The organism is Methylomonas albis (assembly GCF_014850955.1).
GTDB lineage: Bacteria > Pseudomonadota > Gammaproteobacteria > Methylococcales > Methylomonadaceae > Methylomonas > Methylomonas albis.
In genome coordinates, this window is the sequence record NZ_JACXSS010000001.1 from 4,593,113 (window position 1) to 4,610,670 (window position 17,558).

The following is a 17,558-nucleotide window of genomic DNA, read 5'->3' on the forward strand; positions in this document are numbered from 1 at the left end:
ATGACTGCGATCAAGATGCTGCGCCTAGATAGCGCGGCAATCGATTTTGAAAAACAATTGCAAGCCCGTTTAGCCTGGGATGCCAGCGACGATCTGGAAATACACAAACGAGTGCTGGACATCATCGCCGATATTAAAAAACGCGGCGACAAAGCCCTGCTGGAGTACACCAACCGTTTCGACGGCACCTCCTTTAAAACGGCCGCCGCATTGGAACTTGCCCCCGGCGCCTTGAAAACCGCCTGGGACACCCTGCCCAGTACCCAGGCCATCGCGCTGCAAACCGCTGCAGACCGCGTTCTTGCCTATGCCGAGCATCAAAAGCTGCAATCCTGGCAATACACCGAGCTGGACGGCACCGTGCTCGGTCAAAAAGTCACCGCGCTGGATAAAGCCGGCCTCTATGTGCCGGGCGGTAAAGCCGCTTACCCATCATCTGTTTTGATGAACGCGATTCCGGCCAAAGTCGCCGGCGTCGGCGAGCTGATTATGGTCGTCCCCACCCCGCGCGGCGAAACCAATGCACTGGTATTGGCGGCGGCTTATGTGGCCGGCGTCGATAGAGTATTCACCATTGGCGGCGCCCAAGCGGTCGCAGCCTTGGCTTACGGCACTGAATCGATTCCGGCGGTGGATAAAATCGTCGGCCCCGGCAATATCTATGTCGCTACGGCCAAGAAACTGGTATTCGGCCAAGTGGGTATCGACATGATCGCCGGCCCGTCCGAAATTTTGATCATCTGCGACGGCCAGACCAACCCAGACTGGATTGCGATGGATATGTTCTCGCAAGCCGAACACGACGAAAACGCCCAAGCTATTTTAATCAGCGACGACGCCGCTTTTCTGCAGCAAGTGGAAACCAGCATCAACAAACTCCTGCCGGAAATGGAACGCGCCGACATCATCCGCGCGTCCTTGACCGGCCGTGGCGCGTTTATCAAAGTCGCCAACCTGTCCGAAGCCGCGCAAGTCGCCAACCGCATTGCTCCGGAACATCTGGAGTTGTCCGTAGCGGAACCCGAAGCCTTGTGCGAGCAAATCCACAATGCCGGCGCGATCTTCATGGGCCGTTTCACCGCCGAAGCGCTAGGCGATTATTGCGCCGGTCCGAACCATGTCCTACCCACCTCCAGCACCGCCCGCTACTCCTCGCCTTTAGGGGTTTACGATTTCCAAAAGCGCAGCAGCTTGATCAATTGCTCGGCGGTTGGCGCGCAGAATTTGGGCAAGATTGCTTCGGTGTTGGCGCGTGGGGAGAGTTTGACTGCGCATGCAAGGTCAGCGGAGTTTAGGATTTGATCAGGTTTCCGGCGAATTCGCATACAATGAAGATGAATGTAATTCGCTACAGAGGAGAGAGCCATCATGCCAAGCACGCCATTTTCTATTCGACTGCCGGATGAGCTAAAACAAAGCCTTGCAACGATTAGTCAGTTAACGCATCGTTCGCAATCTCAAATTGTTGCCAAAGCCATTGCGGAATATATAAACCGCAATGAATGGAAGTTGAAAGCGATACAGTCAGCCAAAGTTGAAGCAGAAAGCGGTATTTTTGTTTCCCAAGATACCACTTTGAATTGGTTGGACTCGTGGGGAACCGATGACGAAAAAGATGCACCGGAACCTGATGTTGCGCCGAAATAGCCATGAAGTTTGTTTTACTTCCGTCGGCTAAAGATGATTTGAACAAAATTCGGCAATACCTCCATCAAGAAAGTCCAGCCGCGGCAAAAAAAGTGGCTGCGAGAATTAAGAGCTCGTTATTGCTATTGACTGAGCAGCCCCACTTAGGCCATAAAACTGAAGATGATGAAGTAATGGAATGGCACATTCCCGGCTTGCCGTACTCATTGCCGTATATGATCGTGAACAACGAAATCCGAATTCTTCGCGTATTTCATAACGCGAAGAACAAGCCGGAATCGTGGACTAACCATTAATCAAGTCTCCCTCAGGGATAGGAATTAGGGATTCTAAATTGTGTCGCTGTCGCGACGGTTTAATTTAATGTCGGTTCGCGGACCGACGACCGCGATACTTTCGCTACGAAAACCATCCCTGGTTTTCGCCCTTCGGGCCAGCCTATCGGCTGTTCAAACTCGCTCCAGACGAATTTGTCGCTTTTGCCGAGGGTTTTCGGAAGGGCTATCCATAGCCCACCGAAAACGAGCGGCATCCCTGCCACTCCCCTATCGGGCTAATCACTCGATACATCCATGTATCTCGCCCTTCGGGTGCTACGCATGCAAATCGGCAATCCTGCCGATTTGTCTCGCCAAAAGCTCCGATGCTCGGGGCGGAATAACGGGAGAAAAACCAACCCGTAATTCGGCAAAACGCCAATATGAAAAATACCACCCTATAATGTAGGACGTGCCGACGCGAGGAGGCGCATCTATCGCGAACGATGCACTTCACTTCCGTTCAGCATCCTACGGCCCTTTATCCTGATTCATTTCTGCATTTGTATTTGTATTTGTATATGGCGTCCAAATTAGTCCCCTGTAATCTTTGTAAAAAAGAAATTTCGAGTAGCGCAACTGTTTGTCCAAATTGCGGAGAAACGAACCCAACCAAACGGCCCCAGAAAGTTGGCTGGTTGGGTAAGATTTGTGGTTTGATAGTTTGGGGTGCTGTGGCAGTATCGATCCTGTTAGGATTTTTCGGAACACCTGATCGAACATCAAACCAAGCTACATCAGAAACCTCTGCTCTTACTGAAGAACAAATTTACAATCAATCGTGTAGCCAAGATTGGCGTAAGTGCAAAAGTAATGCTGACATTGTTAATTTGAACACCTCCGTAAATAGTGCGATGAAAACAGCTTGTAAGCGAGCTGCTGAAAAAAACAGCAAATTCGAAATCGATTGGAACTGGCTGGCATTTGGAACGTTCTACGAAAATGATTCTGATATTAAAACTGGTGAAATATTGATTCAAGATAACGACTCGAAATATGGCAATATGTTTGGTGGTAAAGTCAAAGTAACTACAAAGTGTCTGTTTAATCTTAAAACTATGACTGTCGAGCAAGTTTCAGCCGAATAATTCATAAACAAATTCTGATAAGGTAGGGATGCTAATATTATGTCAGACGCTTACTGTCTAAAGTTCAGGGCGATCAATAAATATCTTATTGAATCAATGGTCAACCCAAGTATTTATTTCGCCAATCCAGATCAATTGAATGACCCGTTTGATTGCAGAATGGATGTCAATAAAATTATTTATAGTGCGGTACTTGGGGAAAAGGATCAAAGGCAGAAGGATTTTTTACTATCTTTTTTAGAGAATAAAAGTTTTGGTGAAAACTGGAAGTCCCAATTCGAGAATATTGGTGTGTTTTCAGTGTCCATGTGTAGCGAACTCACTAAAAAACAACCGCTTATGTGGTCTCATTATGCTGATGAACATCGAGGGTTATGTGTAACATATAGTTTTTCAGGGGATTGCTTTACTAATGCCGAGTTACTTGCCAAAGGAATGGTCAAGTATTGTGCAGCACCCGATATTTCAGGGGTGTTTAGTAGTAACTTTGATCCTGTAAAGATTACACAAGCTCTACTTTATATTTTTTTATTTAATAAAAGTAGTGAATGGGGATATGAGTCAGAGTTTAGATTGCTTAAATATTCGTCTGGAACATTTCCTATTAATCCAAGTTCAATACATGAAATTTGTTTTGGGTTACGAACTCCAAAATCAGACATTGATTTTATTAAAAAAATAGCATCTGATTATTGTGGTTGTACTTCTTTCTATCAAATGCAGCATGATGATAGTGCTATGGGGTTTAAAGCGGTAAAGCTTTAAAAAACCTGCTTAAATAGGTTTTTACTTATTTTTTTCTCAACAAGTCTTTGATTTCATCCAAGGCCGTAAGTCGCAATTCGTAGGGCGTCAATAGGCGTAGCCGTATTGCGCCGCATGTCGGCCTTCATTCATTTGGCGCATTGAAGAGTATCCCGTATGCCGCGCCGAGCACCGGAGGTTTTGGCGAGAACAGCCCGATAGGGGAGCGGCAGGGAGGCCGCTCGTTTTCGGAGGGCTAAGGATAGCCCTTCCGAAAACCCTCGCCAAAACCTTCGGAGCGCAGGACCAAAGCGGCATCCGGGTGGCTTTTCTTTTGGTGACTTTTCTTTGGCCAAACAAAGAAAAGTTACTCGGCTGTCGGGCCGAGACCCGACTCCAAAACAACCCGTCGCGCCAGCGACACAATCACTCAACGATTCAACGCATTACACCCGGCGACTGAACGAGCAAAATCCCGCAACCCCTACACCAAATAACCAAAACGCTCCCGGTAACGGCACCGTTTGCAGAACTACATTATCCAGGCCGGCGGTTTCCATGATGCCATTGGTGTATTCGCCGTGAATGTAAAGTCCGCTCAAGTCTGACAAGACGCTGTGAAAATCATTTTGGCTGGCGAATACCCCGTCTGTAGTGCCCAGCCGCCATTCCGAGGAGGGCGTTAAGTTCAGGCTGATATGGGTCCAGCTACTATTCGGCACGATGTTCGGGTCGCGTTTCCAGAGCAAGCGCTGGCCATTGCCGACTAACATGACGTCGGTGGTTTGCCAATTGACATCGCCATCGCGATACGTCAAATCGTAGGAAAGTCCGGTAGCTCCAACCTGCGAGCCCAGAAAAGCCGCTGGAGCGGAGAAGGTAAAATCGCCGGAGTCTGGATCGCTGGCGGCGAGATAATTGCCAGGATTGCCGCCACCAGACACATAACTAGGTTGATATTGACCGACAATCGAATAGTTGTTCTGGCTGAAATCGGCAAAGCTGACCACTTGCCAATTCTCGCTGTCAACATCGAACGAGCTGCTGACACTGGCCTGTGCCGGTTGCGAAACTAGCAATGCAATGGCAAACGAAATGGGGAAATGGATTCTGTTCATTGTGGGTTCTCCCAGGATTGAAAAAAGCAAGTTTTGCGTTTGGAAACGCGGCCGGTTATTTTCTATGTGTCCTGATCTCCGGCACCGCTCTCGGAATCAACAGGCCTTTATCGATGCTGCTCCGCTGTTAGCCGCACCCCGCGCAACCAATAGCGGTGGGTCAGTCTGGTGTAGCTTGCCATATATTCTCCTGGCGTGCGACATGGGTGGCATGACGATGTAGCTTTACCTCAGGAGGAAACTCGCCTGTCAACTATTGAACGGTTAAGCGGCGGCGTTAGCGTTTTCCCAGCAAAACGTGGATAAGTGTAGCCGCGTCTGAAAACAATGGAATTTGTTCTAGAGGCAAACCGAAAACTTTTGATGATTGGGAGTTTACTCGGGAGCTGATTGAGGCAGAGAGCCCCCAATCAGCAGTAATAATTACGTTAAAACTCTGTGCCCAAGAAGGCCGTAACGCCCAATCTTTAGGGCGACAGCATCGTAGCGGTCAACTCACGAACCGACTTAAAAGCATTCCATCGCGATAGCGACACGAATGGCTCAGAACCCAACTATTGTAGTTATTTTGTCCATTGATCGACTTCAGAACACCATCAGCCGAGTTATTTTCTCAACCATTCCGGTTAGGAACACCATTCGCCAAGCTCGGAAGTGAAACAATGGTGTTATTTTGTCCAACGCTCAAGCGCCGAACTCGAACGCTGTAGAAAATTTCTCCAACGTTCTCACTCAGAACACCGTCAGCCGAGTTATTTTCTCGGCCATTCCGGTTCAGAACACCATTCGCCAAGCTCGGAAGTGAAACACTGGAGTTATTTTGTCCATCGATCAGGTGCCGAACTGGATCGATGGACAACGTTTCTGCAACGCTCTAGCTCAAATCACCATCATCCAATCTATGACTAGGGTTAGCCGTCATTTGATAAACAACATTTCCTGATAAGTAGGGTACGGCCACAATTCGTCGGAAATCTCCCCTTCCAAGCCGTCGGCATATTGCCTCACCTCATCCATTAACGGCCGGATGGTTTTAGCGCAGAACTGCATGTGCTCTTCAATCGTTGCAAAATCATGTTTGGCAAGAGCGGTGCTGAGCTTATCGCTAGTCGCTGCCATTGAGGTTAACAGCCCGGCAATTAACACTAGACGCTCGTTGCCCAGCTCGACACCATGGCTTTTCAGCGAACTTAGAGTGGCGGCAAGCTCGGCCAAGTATTTCACGGCGGCCGGATAAATACCGGTTTTGGCCATGCTAATCACCAATTTGGCTTCCACTTCTATAGCCAAAACATATTGTTCTGCGTAGATTTCAAAGCGGCTGGCGAGTTCGACAGGCGACAATACGCCCAGGGTTTCGAACAACGCTTGCACCTCCGGTTCTTTCAACACCGGCAAGGCATCGGCAGCGGTTTTTAGATTGCGTAAGCCGCGTTCTTCAACCGCCATTTTGTGCCATTCTGCAGAATAGCCATTACCGCCGAATACCACCGCGCCGTGGGCATCGATCAATTCTTTCAAGGTTTTCAGAATGGCGGTATCCAGGTCAAGGCCCGTGGCCAATTGGCTTTCCAGGCTATCGGCCACCCAGTTTAGCGAATCCGCCAGCATGGTATTCATGGTGACCAACGGCCCGGCGACCGATTGGCCGGAGCCCACGGCGCGGAATTCAAAGCGGTTGCCGGTAAAGGCAAACGGCGAGGTGCGGTTTCTATCCCCGGCGTCTTTACTGAACACTGGCAGGGTGTTGATACCCAAATCCATCACCCCGGCGTTTAAGGAGCCGGTGACCTCGCCATTGCTGATTTGCTCGAACACATTATCCAACTGCGAGCCCAAGTACACCGACATAATCGCCGGCGGGGCTTCATTCGCGCCCAATCTATGATCGTTACTGGCTGTAGCAATCGCCGCACGCAACAGCGGGCCGTATTTGTGTACGCCGCGAATCACTGCGCCGCAAAACAGCAGGAACTGGGTGTTGGAATGCGGCGTATGGCCGGGATCGAGCAAATTACCCTGCGTGGCATTGCCAACCGACCAGTTCACATGCTTGCCTGAGCCGTTAATGCCTTTGAAGGGTTTTTCATGCAACAGACAAACCAGACCGTGTTTTTTGGCGGTGTTTTTTAAGACCGTCATCAACAACTGTTGATGGTCGGTGGCAACGTTCGCAGATTCAAAAAACGGTGCAATCTCAAATTGCCCTGGCGCGACTTCGTTGTGGCGGGTCTTGGCCGGAATACCTAAGCGATATAGTTGCTCTTCCACATCCTGCATATAGACCTGGACGCGTTCGGGTATCGCGCCGAAATAATGATCATCAAACTGCTGACCTTTGGCTGCCGACGCGCCGAAAAGCGTACGGCCCGCCAACAGTAAATCCGGGCGATTAGCGACAAAATTCGCATCGACCAGAAAATATTCTTGCTCGGCCCCGCAACTGGAGTTTACCGGGGCAATATCGGTGTGGCCAAGCAAGGACAGGACGCGCTGCGCGGCTTTATTCATAGCCGCATTCGCGCGCAATAAAGGGGTTTTCTTATCCAGGGCTTCGCCGGTCCAGGAAATAAACACGGTAGGAATACACAGCGTCGCACCGTTATCGGTGGTCATGATGTAAGCCGGGCTGGTCACGTCCCAAGCGGTGTAACCACGCGCTTCGAAGGTGGACCGAATGCCGCCATTCGGGAACGATGAACCGTCCGGTTCGCCTTGCACCAACACCTTGCCGCTAAATTCGGAGATGACCGAGCCATCGCTTTGTACGGAAATAAAACCGTCGTGTTTCTCGGCGGTGGCATTGGTCAACGGATAAAAAACGTGAGCGTAATACAGCGCGCCCTTGGACAGTGCCCAGTCTTTCATCGCCAATGCCACCACATCGGCAATTGAAACGTCCAGCTCGGCGCTGGCTTCGATGGTTTTCTTTAAGGATTTGAAAATCTCTTTCGGCAAGCATTCTTTCATCTTATTCAAGGTAAAGACATCGCTAGCCCATAAACTCCCCAGCGATGCCGGCATTTTGGTCGGCATGGGTTGGCGATTAGTAATGGTTTGAACAGCTTGCACGCGCACGGTATTTCCAGTCATAGCTTGGCCTTGGTTTAAGTTTGATGTCATTCGTAAAACCAACAGCAATAATCAATCCAGTAAGCTTGATTAATAGCGGCATTGGCTTAAATCCAAGGATTATGGGAGCTTATGCAGGGTTACGAAGCAGCTGACGGCAAGCGAAGAGTAAGGCTCTGAGTTTTATTAGTGCACTATATTGAGCTTGCAGCACAAACTTAGTGCGCGGCCTATCCATGATAGGAGCTGCGCCATCAAAGGCATGCCGACATATCGTTGTTCGCAAACACCGCAACGGGAAGATTTTTAATCCCGCTAGTCAACCGACCCCTAATCCCTTTTGCCACCTCCCACAAGCAGTGTTATCATCCCCGCGCCGTATCGTCCGCACTGTCGCAGGCGATTCGCGTCAACGGGGACGCAAGAGGCTGGTTTTCAAGGTTATGCACGCCCTCCGCTTTGTTAAAATCCGCCCACTTTTTGCCCCCGCGGCCGCCCCAATTTGCTAGGGCATGTTCAATGCCGCTTGTTCCAATTCCGCAGAGTTTGACCACATGCCAACCCAACCGCTCGAAACGTTGTTCCGCTCCGAAGTCTTGTCCATGTCGGCCTACCATGTCGCCGATGCCAGCAACTTCATCAAACTCGATGCCATGGAAAATCCTTACAGTTGGCCCGAAGATATTCAAGAACGCTGGTTGGAATCGCTGAAGACCTGCCCGATTAACCGCTACCCTGACCCGGAAGCCAAAACACTGGCTGCCGCATTGCGCCGGGCGAACGGCATTCCGGAGCAATCGGCCTTAATTCTCGGCAACGGTTCCGATGAGATTATTCAGATTTTGTTGATGGCTTTAACGGCGGATGCCGCCGTGCTGGCTCCGGAACCCGGTTTTGTGATGTACAAACAAGTGGCGCAAAGCTTAGGCCTGCGCTACCAAGGTGTACCCTTGTTGGCAGACAGTTTTGCGCTGGACATGCCTGCCATGCGCGCAGCCATTGCCGAATCGCGACCTGCCCTGATTTTTATCGCCTACCCCAACAACCCCACCGGCAACTTGTTTGATGCCGAAGCCATCAAGGAAATACTCGCCATCGCGCCGGGTTTGGTCGTCGTTGACGAAGCGTATGCGCCGTTTGCCGACGCCAGCTTTATCAGCGAGCTAAGCCACTACCCAAATTTGCTGGTGATGCGCACCGTCTCCAAGTTGGGTTTGGCGGGTTTGCGTTTGGGTTTCCTGGCCGGCGAACCGGCCATAGTGGAGCAATTGCATAAAGTCCGTTTACCTTACAATATCAATAGTCTGACCCAAGTCACGGTCGGCTTTGCTCTGGATAACGGCGCGTTTCTGTTAGAGCAAACCCAAACGCTGCGCGAGGAACGCGCTTTGCTTTTCCAGGCTTTGCAGAACATGCCGGACGTTCAAGCTTATCCCAGCGCGGCCAACTTCATTTTGTTCCGCACGCTTAACCGAACCGCCGACGACGTGTTTGTCTCGTTGAAAGCGCAAGGCGTGTTGATCAAGAATCTATCACCGCAAGGCGGGCTATTAGATAATTGCCTGCGCGTTACCATCGGGAAACCGGAAGAAAATCAAGCCTTTCTAAATGCGCTGACACAGGCATTAAAGTGCTAAACCGCAGTATCGGCAATTGCCTGCAAGCCTTGAATTGCGCTGTCGCAAGAACAATTTCAATTATCAAGGACAGTAGGGTATATTTGCCTGAAACTATAATAATTGGTGTATCGCGATATACATCACATCATCAGGAGTGTTACTTATGAACCACGAAGGCGTCGATCATTCCAAACGCCAGTTTCTGACCTCGGCGCTGTCCGTGGTTGGTGCAGTGGGTGCCGGCTATTTGGCCGTACCCTTCCTCTCGCAAATGCAGCCCAGTGCCAAAGCCATGGCAGCGGGTGCCCCCGTCGATGTCGATATCAGCAAGATGGAACCCGGCCAGTTGATCAGAGTCGCTTGGCGCGGCAAGCCGGTGTGGGTATTGAATCGAACGCCGGAGGTGCTATCGACGCTGGCCACACTGGACAGCAAACTGGCAGATCCGGTGTCCAACGAATCCATGCAGCCGGATAACAGCAAAAATCCGCTGCGTTCTATAAAACCGGAAATTTTTGTCGCAGTCGGCCTGTGCACGCACTTAGGCTGCTCGCCCACGTTTCGCCCGGAAATTGCCCCTAACGATTTGGGCCCGGATTGGAAAGGCGGTTTCTTTTGCCCATGCCACGGCTCCTGGTTCGATCTGGCCGGTCGTGTGTATCGCGGCGTCCCCGCCCCTACCAATCTTGAGATACCGCCGTATCGATATGAAACAGACAATCTGATTGTCGTTGGCGAAGAAAGCGAGGCAAACCCAGCATGAAGCAAAAAATGAATCAATGCAGCGAATGGCTGCTGGAGCGTTTTCCACTCTCCGATTTGTGGAATGAACACATGGCGCATTACTACGCGCCCAAAAACTTTAACATCTGGTATTTTTTCGGCTCTCTGGCGCTGTTGGTGCTAGTTAATCAGTTCATCACCGGCATTCTGCTGACCATGAACTACAAGCCCGACGCCAAGCTGGCTTTCGATTCGGTCGAATACATCATGCGCGACGTCAACTGGGGTTGGCTGGTGCGCTACATGCATTCCACCGGCGCCTCGGCTTTCTTTATCGTCGTTTATCTGCACATGTTCCGCGGCCTGATTTACGGCTCGTTCAAGCAACCGCGCGAACTGATCTGGATCTTCGGCATGTTGATCTTCGTCTGCCTTATGGCCGAAGCCTTTATGGGTTATTTGCTGCCTTGGGGGCAGATGTCTTACTGGGGCGCCCAGGTCATCATCTCGCTGTTCAGCGCGATTCCGGTGATTGGCGACGAGCTGTCGCTGTGGGTGCGTGGTGACTATGTAGTGTCCGACGCCACCTTGAACCGCTTCTTCGCGTTTCACGTCATCGCCGTGCCTCTGGTATTGCTGATCCTGGTGTTCCTGCATATCGTTGCCTTGCACGAAGTGGGCTCCAACAACCCCGACGGCGTAGAAATAAAGCAATCAAAAGACCCCTGGGGACATCCGGTCGATGGCATTCCCTTCCATCCCTACTACACCGTCAAGGATATTGTCGGCGTCGGCGTATTCATGTTCTTCTTCGCCACGGTGATTTTCTATATGCCGGAATTAGGCGGCTATTTCCTGGAGCACGCCAACTTCATACCGGCTGATCCATTGAAAACCCCGGAACATATTGCCCCGGTTTGGTATTTCACCCCTTTCTACGCCATTTTGCGCGCGGTACCGGATAAGTTCGCCGGCGTGATTGCGATGGGCGGCGCGATCGTGGTGCTGTTCATGTTGCCCTGGCTGGATCGTAGCCCGGTCAAATCCATCCGTTACCGCGGCGGTATGTTCAAAAAAGCTGTGGCATTGTTTGTAGTCGCGTTTATCGGCTTGGGTTATTTGGGAACTCAGCCTGCTACACCAGGTGCCACCACCGTTGCTCGGGTATTGACCGCAGTTTACTTCGGATTTTTCCTGTTGATGCCTCTGTATACCCGCTGGGAAAAAACCAAGCAGGTACCTAATCGTTTGACCGATCAGCCGAGCCTTGAGGATCGAATTCCCGCCCTGCTGGCGTTAGTCGATGAAGTGGTTGAGGTACATCAAGTTCCCGATAATCTGGGCGGTACTATCGCCAAGAAAAGGCCGAACTGGTCCGGCATATCTGCCGTACTGATTCGTTTTGCAAAAAACCTGAAAAAGAGCCTGGATTAAGCCATGAAAAAGATACTCTACACTCTTTTATTTTTGCTGCCTTTCAACGTGCTCGCCAGCGGCGGCATCAAGCTCGACAGTGCTGATATCGACTTGACTGATACCATGGCGATGGAGCGCGGCGCGAAATATTACGTCACTTATTGCTTGGGCTGTCATTCGGCAAAACACATCCGCTACAAACGTATCGCTATCGATCTGAAGCTGGATGAAGCGGAAGTTCTGAAAGTGGTGGCGCCCTTTGGAGCCGGCATCTACGATCAGATGCATTCGGCGATGAATGCCCATGACGCGGAAAAATGGTTCGGCACCACGCCGCCCGATTTATCGCTGATTGCCCGTTCGCGTGGCGCCGACTGGCTCTATACCTATCTGCGCAGCTTCTATGCCGAGCCCGGAAAATCACCTTTGGGCGTGAACAATGTGGTGTTTCCTGATGTCGGTATGCCCAATGTGTTCTGGCAATTGCAAGGCACGCAGTCCGCCGTTGTGCAGAAAGTCGACGGCCACGATGTGATCACCGACCTGAAACTGGAGCAACCCGGCCAAATGTCGCCCAAGGAGTTCGACAAAATGGTCAACGACTTGGTCAATTTCCTGGTTTATGTTGGCGAACCTGTGCAGTTGGAAAGACAACAAATGGGTAAATACGTGCTGTTCTTTATCCTGATGTTTATCGCACTCGCCTACCTGTTGAAAAAAGAGTACTGGAAAGACGTACACTAATCGCAGCTTAGGCTCGTCATATCAAACCGGTATCGGCTTGGCTGATACCGGTTTTTTTATGAATGGGGGTATGGGTTTACTTCAGACACCGCAAACCTTATCCTGCGCCTTAATTAAATTGACACATCAGGCATTCTAAAATGCTAGGCTTAAATCCGAAGCTAATTGCCGATTTGTAAATACGATTAAAATCCCGAATAAAATCTCCGCAGCAAAGTACCGCTCGCATGCTGAAAACACTTCTCCCTTAACCGTCCGGACGCCATTATGAAAAAAACTACGACAGTTTCTGAAACACCCGTCGCCACAGCTGAAAAGTCTACGCCGGTAAAAGCGACTAAAAAACCCGTTACCAAGGCCGTTGTAGCTAAAGCACCGCAAAAAGCGTCGACTTCAACAGGCAAAACCAAAGCCAAAGTAAAACCTAAAGCGACTATTGCTCATGAAGCTCCTAAAACAGCTGTTGAAGTACCGGTTTCCAAGGATAGCATCGAAAACGCGCCGGCAGCGCCCCTTGCTAAGGCAGCACCGAGTAAAGCCAGTCCAAAGCCAAAAGCGACAAAAGTAGCACCTATCGTGGAACCCGAACCAAAAGCGGCGCCGGTCGTAATGTCTATGCATGAGCGAATAGGTTTGACTGCCGGAGTCATCTGGCATCATTTGGCCGAAAACGGCGCAACACCGGTAGCCAAATTAGTCTACGTGCTTGCGGAGGATGAAGACATCATCCAACGAAGTATTGGCTGGTTAGCTCAAGAAGACAAAGTGACGCTGTCTGCAAGAGGGGGAGACCAAGTCGAAACGATAGTGCTGAAGGGATAGCATTCGTTAGAAACGCTTTTCCACGCCGTTAACGTCACGACGTTCTTGCTGGGTTGCCAAATCGTTATCTTCTCGCAGACAGTAAGAGATGCAACGGCATGGCTCTGAGCTTTGCGGTTTCTTGCTTGATCTCGATTGCATCAAATCGATCAAGGGCAAGCTCTCTCATAAGGTGTACGCGTATGTGTTACGGCAATGTTTGAAAGAAAACATGAAAGACTGGCGTCGCCATCAGTTTTTGCCAAAAGGATAGCGGCGTCTGTTTTCGTGGCGGCGAGTCTGATTTGTGTAGCGCTACTGATCGGCATCCTGGGCTATCACTTCGTTGCCGGATTCGGTTATATCGATTCCATTTTAGAGGCCTCCATGATCTTGGGTGGCATGGGACCGATCAATCCACTACCGAGTCCCGAAGCGAAGCTATTTGCAGCGGCATACGCGCTTTTTAGCGGGCTGGTATTCATTGCGATCATGGGCATATTGCTGTCGCCGGTCACGCACAGAATGCTGCATAAATTTCATATTGACGAGAATGATCTGCGCAGCTAAGGCTATCCGGACGTTAGCCTGGAAAGAAAACATGGCTACTAGTCATACCATGCCGATTGAGCTCGAACTCATGCTTCCACATTCATTTAACGGCGGTTGACCAGCCCGCCTCCCAACCGGACTACCCGTAAAACCTTGCTATGACTATAAAAAGTATTTTGGTAACCGACGCACTCTACGACTATATGCTTTCAACGTCACTGCGAGAGCCGGAGACGTTGAAACAACTCCGCGAGGAAACTGCGCAGCATACTCACAGCATGATGCAGATTGCGCCGGAGCAAGGACAATTCATGTCGCTACTGGTTAAACTGATAGGGGCGAAAACAATTCTGGAAATCGGGGTTTTCACCGGATACAGCTCCACCTGTCTGGCTTTGGCGCTACCTGCGGAAGGCAGGATCACAGCCTGTGACATCAGCGAAGACTTTACCAATGTGGCACGCCGTTATTGGGCGCAGGCTAAGGTCGCCGACAAGATAGACCTGCGACTGGGACCCGCCCTGGAAACCTTGGATAGCCTGATCGCTGAGGGTAAAGCGGGTAGCTACGATATGGCCTTTATCGATGCCGACAAAGCCAATTACGATGGCTACTACGAGCAATCGCTGTTGCTTTTGCGTACTGGCGGACTACTGGTGATAGACAATGTGCTTTGGAATGGTCAGGTGGCTGACCCAAGCATCCAGGATGCCGATACCGTGGCAATTCGCCGTCTCAATGAAAAAATTCACGCCGATCCCAGGGTCACTATCAGCCTGTTACCCATAGCCGACGGCCTGACCTTGGCCTTAAAGCGCTAAGGTTTTTCGGGCAAGCACCGGCACAGCGCTTGAAGTAAAGGTCGACGCAATATCCGAGACTATTTTTGTTCGCCTAATCGCCAGGGCATTCCCGCCGACTTGCCGCCTGCCGCACTTTTCAAATCAATGGCAAATTACCCGAAAGCCTGCCAGCAATAAAGTTTTCTGAGCACCTGAAAAATTAATTTGTTCTATATTTGTTTTCATTGTATGCTTTTGCAAAACAAACACAGAACAACAATGGCACTCACCCGTAAACAACAAGAAATTTTCGACTTCCTGCTACAGAACCAGGAGCAATTCAGCCATCCGCCCACACTGGAAGAATTGTGCGCGGCGATGGGGTTGAAATCGCGCGGTTCATTACACAGCCAGATCAAGGCGCTGATCGATGCCAATTTGATCGAAGCACCTGAACGTAAACAGCGCGGTATTCGCCTGACCGAACACGCTAAATCGCTGGTCAATAAAACGTCGGCATCCGGTATGTTGCCTTTTATCGGCACCATAGCCGCCGGCAGACCGATAGAGGCGATCGAAAACATTTCTTATATGGCAGTGCCCGAAGAATTAAAAACCGAAAACCCTTGTTATGTGCTGAAAGTAAAGGGTGATTCGATGCAGGAAGAAGGTATTTTCGACGGCGATTGGGTGATCATCGAACAACGCAGTCACGCCCGTAACGGCGAAATCGTCGTCGCCTTGGTCGAAAAAGCCGAAGCGACATTGAAGTTTATCGAGCAGTACCCACACGAAACCCTGCTAATTCCCGCCAATTCCTCAATGCAGGCCATGCGTTACCGGCCCGAGCAAGTGGAAATACAAGGGGTATTAGTCGGACAAATGCGTAGCTATACCAACCACCATTAGGAGGAGATTATGCTTCATCAATCCGTTCATATGCGCGATCAAAAAGCCAATCAAACAGCCATGCTGAGCCGGGCAGACCGACAGGCCGCCATCAACATGATCGAGGAAATTACGCTGGTTGTGGTGCTGTGGGGAGTATTTTTATTAGCTACCGGCTGATGTTCGCCTCTACAAACTGTTTGGCATCGCCAACCTGCACCCGACACCATGTATAAGCTGAGTTTTTACGTGCCGGTCAGCCATGCCGAACAGTTAAAACAAGCTTTGTTCGAGCAAGGTGCCGGGCGTATCGGCGATTACGACAATTGTTCCTGGCAAGTGCTAGGCGAAGGCCAATTTCGACCGCTCGCCGGTAGCGAACCTTATCTGGGCAACATTGGTGAAATTCAGCAGGTCGCCGAGTATAAGATAGAAATGGTCTGCGCCGACGAGTTGATCAAAACCGTAGTGCAAACCCTGCTGGCTTGCCATCCCTATCAGCAGCCGGCTTATGAGGTTTATAAGATTCTCGGCGTCACAGACCTACCCTAGGCGATTTGGCGCTGCTTGATAAACTCTGAACGCGCGGATTCCATTCATGGTTCGACCAGCTCGCCCCGCAAAACACCAATCGCTTGCCTCTCGGTTGTCGAACAGCTTATCGTTCGTTTTTTATGCCTTGGTAGCCCCACCATCCCCGCGCCAAGGCAATACCGTAAAGTCATACCCAAGGGTACAAGAACCGTTCTGTTGAGCCTGTCGAACCATGAATGCCCTAACGGCGAGGCAAGGCACAACAGAAGGAATGCAGTCTTCTAACTTTCCTGAGCCCCGCTTTCGCTGGAACCCCAAAGTAAGGACTTTTATGCGTATCCTTCAGGATTTGCTTAATGCCCCCCACCATCTTCATCGCCCTCTTTCTTGCTGATTTCTTCCAAGGCAAGACTGCCAGCCATCGAACCGGGCTGTTTGGTAGCCGATCCCAAACCTTCGCTCAGGTTGATTTTCAGTTTTAAATTGTTCGGCGAATCGGAGTTGCGCAAGGCCTCGTCCAAGGTAATCACGCCGCTTTTGTATAGTTTCAGTAAATGGCTATCGAAGGTTTGCATGCCAATATTTTCGGATTTTTCCATGGCTTCCTTAATAGCGTGAATATCGCCTTTATGGATTAAATCGCTGACCAACTTAGTACCCAGCAAAATTTCGATAGCCGCCACTCGTTTGCCTTCGACAGTGGGTACCAGACGTTGCGAAATAAACGCTTGCAGATTCAAGGACAAGTCCATCAACAACTGGGACCGGCGCTCTTCCGGGAAAAAGTTGATGATACGGTCCAATGCCTGATTGGCGTTGTTGGCGTGTAGCGTGGACAAACACAGATGGCCGGTTTCAGCAAAAGCCAAGGCGTGTTCCATGGTCTCCTGACTGCGAATTTCGCCGATCAGAATCACATCCGGCGCCTGCCGCAAGGTGTTTTTCAACGCATCTTCATAACTGAGAGTATCAACACCCACTTCGCGTTGATTCACTAAGGATTTTTTATGCGGATGTACAAACTCAATCGGATCTTCAATGGTGATGATATGACCGGAGGAATTGCTGTTGCGATAGTCTATCAAGGCTGCCAAGGATGTCGATTTACCGGAACCGGTGCCGCCGACGAACAAAATCAGCCCGCGCTTTTCCATGATTTTATCTTTCAGGATTTGCGGCAAACCCAAGGCGTCGGCACTGGGAATATCCACCTTGATGTTACGAATCACCAACGCATAGCAATTGCGCTGTTTGAAAATATTCACCCGAAACCGACCAATGCCTTCTTCGGAAATGGCCAGATTCATTTCCGGCACATGCTCGAAAGAGGCGCGTTGCTCGGCATCCATGATGCCATCGGCAATTTCCTTGATGCGCTCGCGGCTGAGTTTAATGTTTTCCAGCGGTTTTAAAGTACCTTGAAACTTAGCCGCCGGTGGAGCGCCAGCCGTCAGATACAGATCCGAACCATCGTGCTGAACCAGGATTTTTAGATAGTCTTTAAATTCCATAC

General features: G+C 50.3%; 18 protein-coding genes. 15 read left to right on the plus strand and 3 right to left on the minus strand.

What is annotated here, in order from left to right; all coding sequences use genetic code 11:
• The 5 genes from hisD (at position 1) to EBA_RS20645 (ending at position 3,817) form a co-directional block, all read left to right on the plus strand.
• Complete coding sequence (gene hisD / locus EBA_RS20625; protein ID WP_192376458.1) at positions 1-1,302, plus strand: histidinol dehydrogenase; 1,302 nt, start codon at positions 1-3, stop codon at positions 1,300-1,302.
• Positions 1,303-1,368: 66 nt separating this feature from the next.
• Positions 1,369-1,647 carry a CopG family ribbon-helix-helix protein gene (locus EBA_RS20630; protein WP_192376459.1) on the plus strand — a complete coding sequence of 93 codons (279 nt, stop codon included), beginning with the start codon at positions 1,369-1,371 and terminating at the stop codon, positions 1,645-1,647.
• A gap of 2 nt (positions 1,648-1,649) precedes the next feature.
• Complete coding sequence (locus EBA_RS20635) at positions 1,650-1,943, plus strand: type II toxin-antitoxin system RelE/ParE family toxin (protein WP_192376460.1); 294 nt, start codon at positions 1,650-1,652, stop codon at positions 1,941-1,943.
• Positions 1,944-2,485: 542 nt separating this feature from the next.
• Complete coding sequence (locus EBA_RS20640) at positions 2,486-3,052, plus strand: hypothetical protein (RefSeq protein WP_192376461.1); 567 nt, start codon at positions 2,486-2,488, stop codon at positions 3,050-3,052.
• A 39-nt stretch (positions 3,053-3,091) separates the two neighbouring features.
• Positions 3,092-3,817: a DUF2971 domain-containing protein gene (locus EBA_RS20645; RefSeq protein WP_192376462.1), complete on the plus strand. Its 726-nt coding sequence runs from the start codon at positions 3,092-3,094 to the stop codon at positions 3,815-3,817.
• Between the two features lie 425 nt (positions 3,818-4,242).
• Here the strand turns inward: EBA_RS20645 and EBA_RS20650 are convergent, their stop codons facing one another.
• Both EBA_RS20650 and EBA_RS20655 read right to left on the minus strand, forming a co-directional pair.
• Positions 4,243-4,914 (minus strand): laminin B domain-containing protein, encoded by a 672-nt coding sequence (locus tag EBA_RS20650; protein WP_192376463.1) that lies wholly within the window; start codon positions 4,912-4,914, stop codon positions 4,243-4,245.
• 918 nt (positions 4,915-5,832) lie between these two features.
• Positions 5,833-8,037 (minus strand): glutamine synthetase III family protein, encoded by a 2,205-nt coding sequence (locus tag EBA_RS20655; RefSeq protein WP_225616382.1) that lies wholly within the window; start codon positions 8,035-8,037, stop codon positions 5,833-5,835.
• 503 nt (positions 8,038-8,540) lie between these two features.
• Here EBA_RS20655 and hisC point away from each other — a divergent pair.
• The 10 genes from hisC (at position 8,541) to EBA_RS20705 (ending at position 16,063) form a co-directional block, all read left to right on the plus strand.
• Positions 8,541-9,623, plus strand: coding sequence for a histidinol-phosphate transaminase (gene hisC, locus EBA_RS20660; protein WP_192376464.1), 1,083 nt, complete (start codon positions 8,541-8,543; stop codon positions 9,621-9,623).
• Between the two features lie 145 nt (positions 9,624-9,768).
• Positions 9,769-10,368, plus strand: a complete 600-nt coding sequence (gene petA / locus EBA_RS20665) for a ubiquinol-cytochrome c reductase iron-sulfur subunit (RefSeq protein WP_192376465.1) — start codon at positions 9,769-9,771, stop codon at positions 10,366-10,368.
• A complete protein-coding gene (locus EBA_RS20670; protein ID WP_192376466.1) occupies positions 10,365-11,762 on the plus strand; it encodes a cytochrome b in 1,398 nt (465 codons plus the stop codon). Before petA ends, EBA_RS20670 begins: the two co-directional genes overlap by 4 nt.
• Positions 11,763-11,765: 3 nt before the next feature.
• The gene (locus EBA_RS20675; protein WP_192376467.1) at positions 11,766-12,488 is read left to right on the plus strand and encodes a cytochrome c1; all 723 of its coding nucleotides are present in this window, start codon (positions 11,766-11,768) and stop codon (positions 12,486-12,488) included.
• Between the two features lie 267 nt (positions 12,489-12,755).
• Positions 12,756-13,310 carry a winged helix-turn-helix domain-containing protein gene (locus EBA_RS20680; protein WP_192376468.1) on the plus strand — a complete coding sequence of 185 codons (555 nt, stop codon included), beginning with the start codon at positions 12,756-12,758 and terminating at the stop codon, positions 13,308-13,310.
• A gap of 195 nt (positions 13,311-13,505) precedes the next feature.
• The gene (locus EBA_RS20685) at positions 13,506-13,859 is read left to right on the plus strand and encodes a hypothetical protein (protein ID WP_192376469.1); all 354 of its coding nucleotides are present in this window, start codon (positions 13,506-13,508) and stop codon (positions 13,857-13,859) included.
• Between the two features lie 140 nt (positions 13,860-13,999).
• Positions 14,000-14,662, plus strand: a complete 663-nt coding sequence (locus EBA_RS20690; protein WP_192376470.1) for a class I SAM-dependent methyltransferase — start codon at positions 14,000-14,002, stop codon at positions 14,660-14,662.
• 240 nt (positions 14,663-14,902) lie between these two features.
• Positions 14,903-15,532: a transcriptional repressor LexA gene (gene lexA / locus EBA_RS20695; protein WP_192376471.1), complete on the plus strand. Its 630-nt coding sequence runs from the start codon at positions 14,903-14,905 to the stop codon at positions 15,530-15,532.
• A 9-nt stretch (positions 15,533-15,541) separates the two neighbouring features.
• Entirely contained in the window at positions 15,542-15,691 is a 150-nt protein-coding gene (locus EBA_RS20700; protein WP_157200643.1) for a hypothetical protein, read from the plus strand.
• Between the two features lie 48 nt (positions 15,692-15,739).
• Positions 15,740-16,063 carry an NGG1p interacting factor NIF3 gene (locus EBA_RS20705; protein WP_192376472.1) on the plus strand — a complete coding sequence of 108 codons (324 nt, stop codon included), beginning with the start codon at positions 15,740-15,742 and terminating at the stop codon, positions 16,061-16,063.
• A 335-nt stretch (positions 16,064-16,398) separates the two neighbouring features.
• Here EBA_RS20705 and EBA_RS20710 read toward each other — a convergent pair whose 3' ends face one another.
• Positions 16,399-17,556 (minus strand): PilT/PilU family type 4a pilus ATPase, encoded by a 1,158-nt coding sequence (locus EBA_RS20710; protein WP_192376473.1) that lies wholly within the window; start codon positions 17,554-17,556, stop codon positions 16,399-16,401.
• Positions 17,557-17,558 lie beyond the last annotated feature (2 nt).

What these genes read in the sequence shown, in the direction of transcription:
- hisD (WP_192376458.1), top strand. Translation starts at nt 1, where the DNA reads ATGACTGCGATCAAGATGCTGCGCCTAGATAGCGCGGCAATCGATTTT.
- EBA_RS20630 (WP_192376459.1), top strand. Translation starts at nt 1,369, where the DNA reads ATGCCAAGCACGCCATTTTCTATTCGACTGCCGGATGAGCTAAAACAA.
- EBA_RS20635 (WP_192376460.1), top strand. Translation starts at nt 1,650, where the DNA reads ATGAAGTTTGTTTTACTTCCGTCGGCTAAAGATGATTTGAACAAAATT.
- EBA_RS20640 (WP_192376461.1), top strand. Translation starts at nt 2,486, where the DNA reads ATGGCGTCCAAATTAGTCCCCTGTAATCTTTGTAAAAAAGAAATTTCG.
- EBA_RS20645 (WP_192376462.1), top strand. Translation starts at nt 3,092, where the DNA reads ATGTCAGACGCTTACTGTCTAAAGTTCAGGGCGATCAATAAATATCTT.
- EBA_RS20650 (WP_192376463.1), bottom strand. Translation starts at nt 4,914, where the DNA reads ATGAACAGAATCCATTTCCCCATTTCGTTTGCCATTGCATTGCTAGTT.
- EBA_RS20655 (WP_225616382.1), bottom strand. Translation starts at nt 8,037, where the DNA reads ATGACATCAAACTTAAACCAAGGCCAAGCTATGACTGGAAATACCGTG.
- hisC (WP_192376464.1), top strand. Translation starts at nt 8,541, where the DNA reads ATGCCAACCCAACCGCTCGAAACGTTGTTCCGCTCCGAAGTCTTGTCC.
- petA (WP_192376465.1), top strand. Translation starts at nt 9,769, where the DNA reads ATGAACCACGAAGGCGTCGATCATTCCAAACGCCAGTTTCTGACCTCG.
- EBA_RS20670 (WP_192376466.1), top strand. Translation starts at nt 10,365, where the DNA reads ATGAAGCAAAAAATGAATCAATGCAGCGAATGGCTGCTGGAGCGTTTT.
- EBA_RS20675 (WP_192376467.1), top strand. Translation starts at nt 11,766, where the DNA reads ATGAAAAAGATACTCTACACTCTTTTATTTTTGCTGCCTTTCAACGTG.
- EBA_RS20680 (WP_192376468.1), top strand. Translation starts at nt 12,756, where the DNA reads ATGAAAAAAACTACGACAGTTTCTGAAACACCCGTCGCCACAGCTGAA.
- EBA_RS20685 (WP_192376469.1), top strand. Translation starts at nt 13,506, where the DNA reads ATGTTTGAAAGAAAACATGAAAGACTGGCGTCGCCATCAGTTTTTGCC.
- EBA_RS20690 (WP_192376470.1), top strand. Translation starts at nt 14,000, where the DNA reads ATGACTATAAAAAGTATTTTGGTAACCGACGCACTCTACGACTATATG.
- lexA (WP_192376471.1), top strand. Translation starts at nt 14,903, where the DNA reads ATGGCACTCACCCGTAAACAACAAGAAATTTTCGACTTCCTGCTACAG.
- EBA_RS20700 (WP_157200643.1), top strand. Translation starts at nt 15,542, where the DNA reads ATGCTTCATCAATCCGTTCATATGCGCGATCAAAAAGCCAATCAAACA.
- EBA_RS20705 (WP_192376472.1), top strand. Translation starts at nt 15,740, where the DNA reads ATGTATAAGCTGAGTTTTTACGTGCCGGTCAGCCATGCCGAACAGTTA.
- EBA_RS20710 (WP_192376473.1), bottom strand. Translation starts at nt 17,556, where the DNA reads ATGGAATTTAAAGACTATCTAAAAATCCTGGTTCAGCACGATGGTTCG.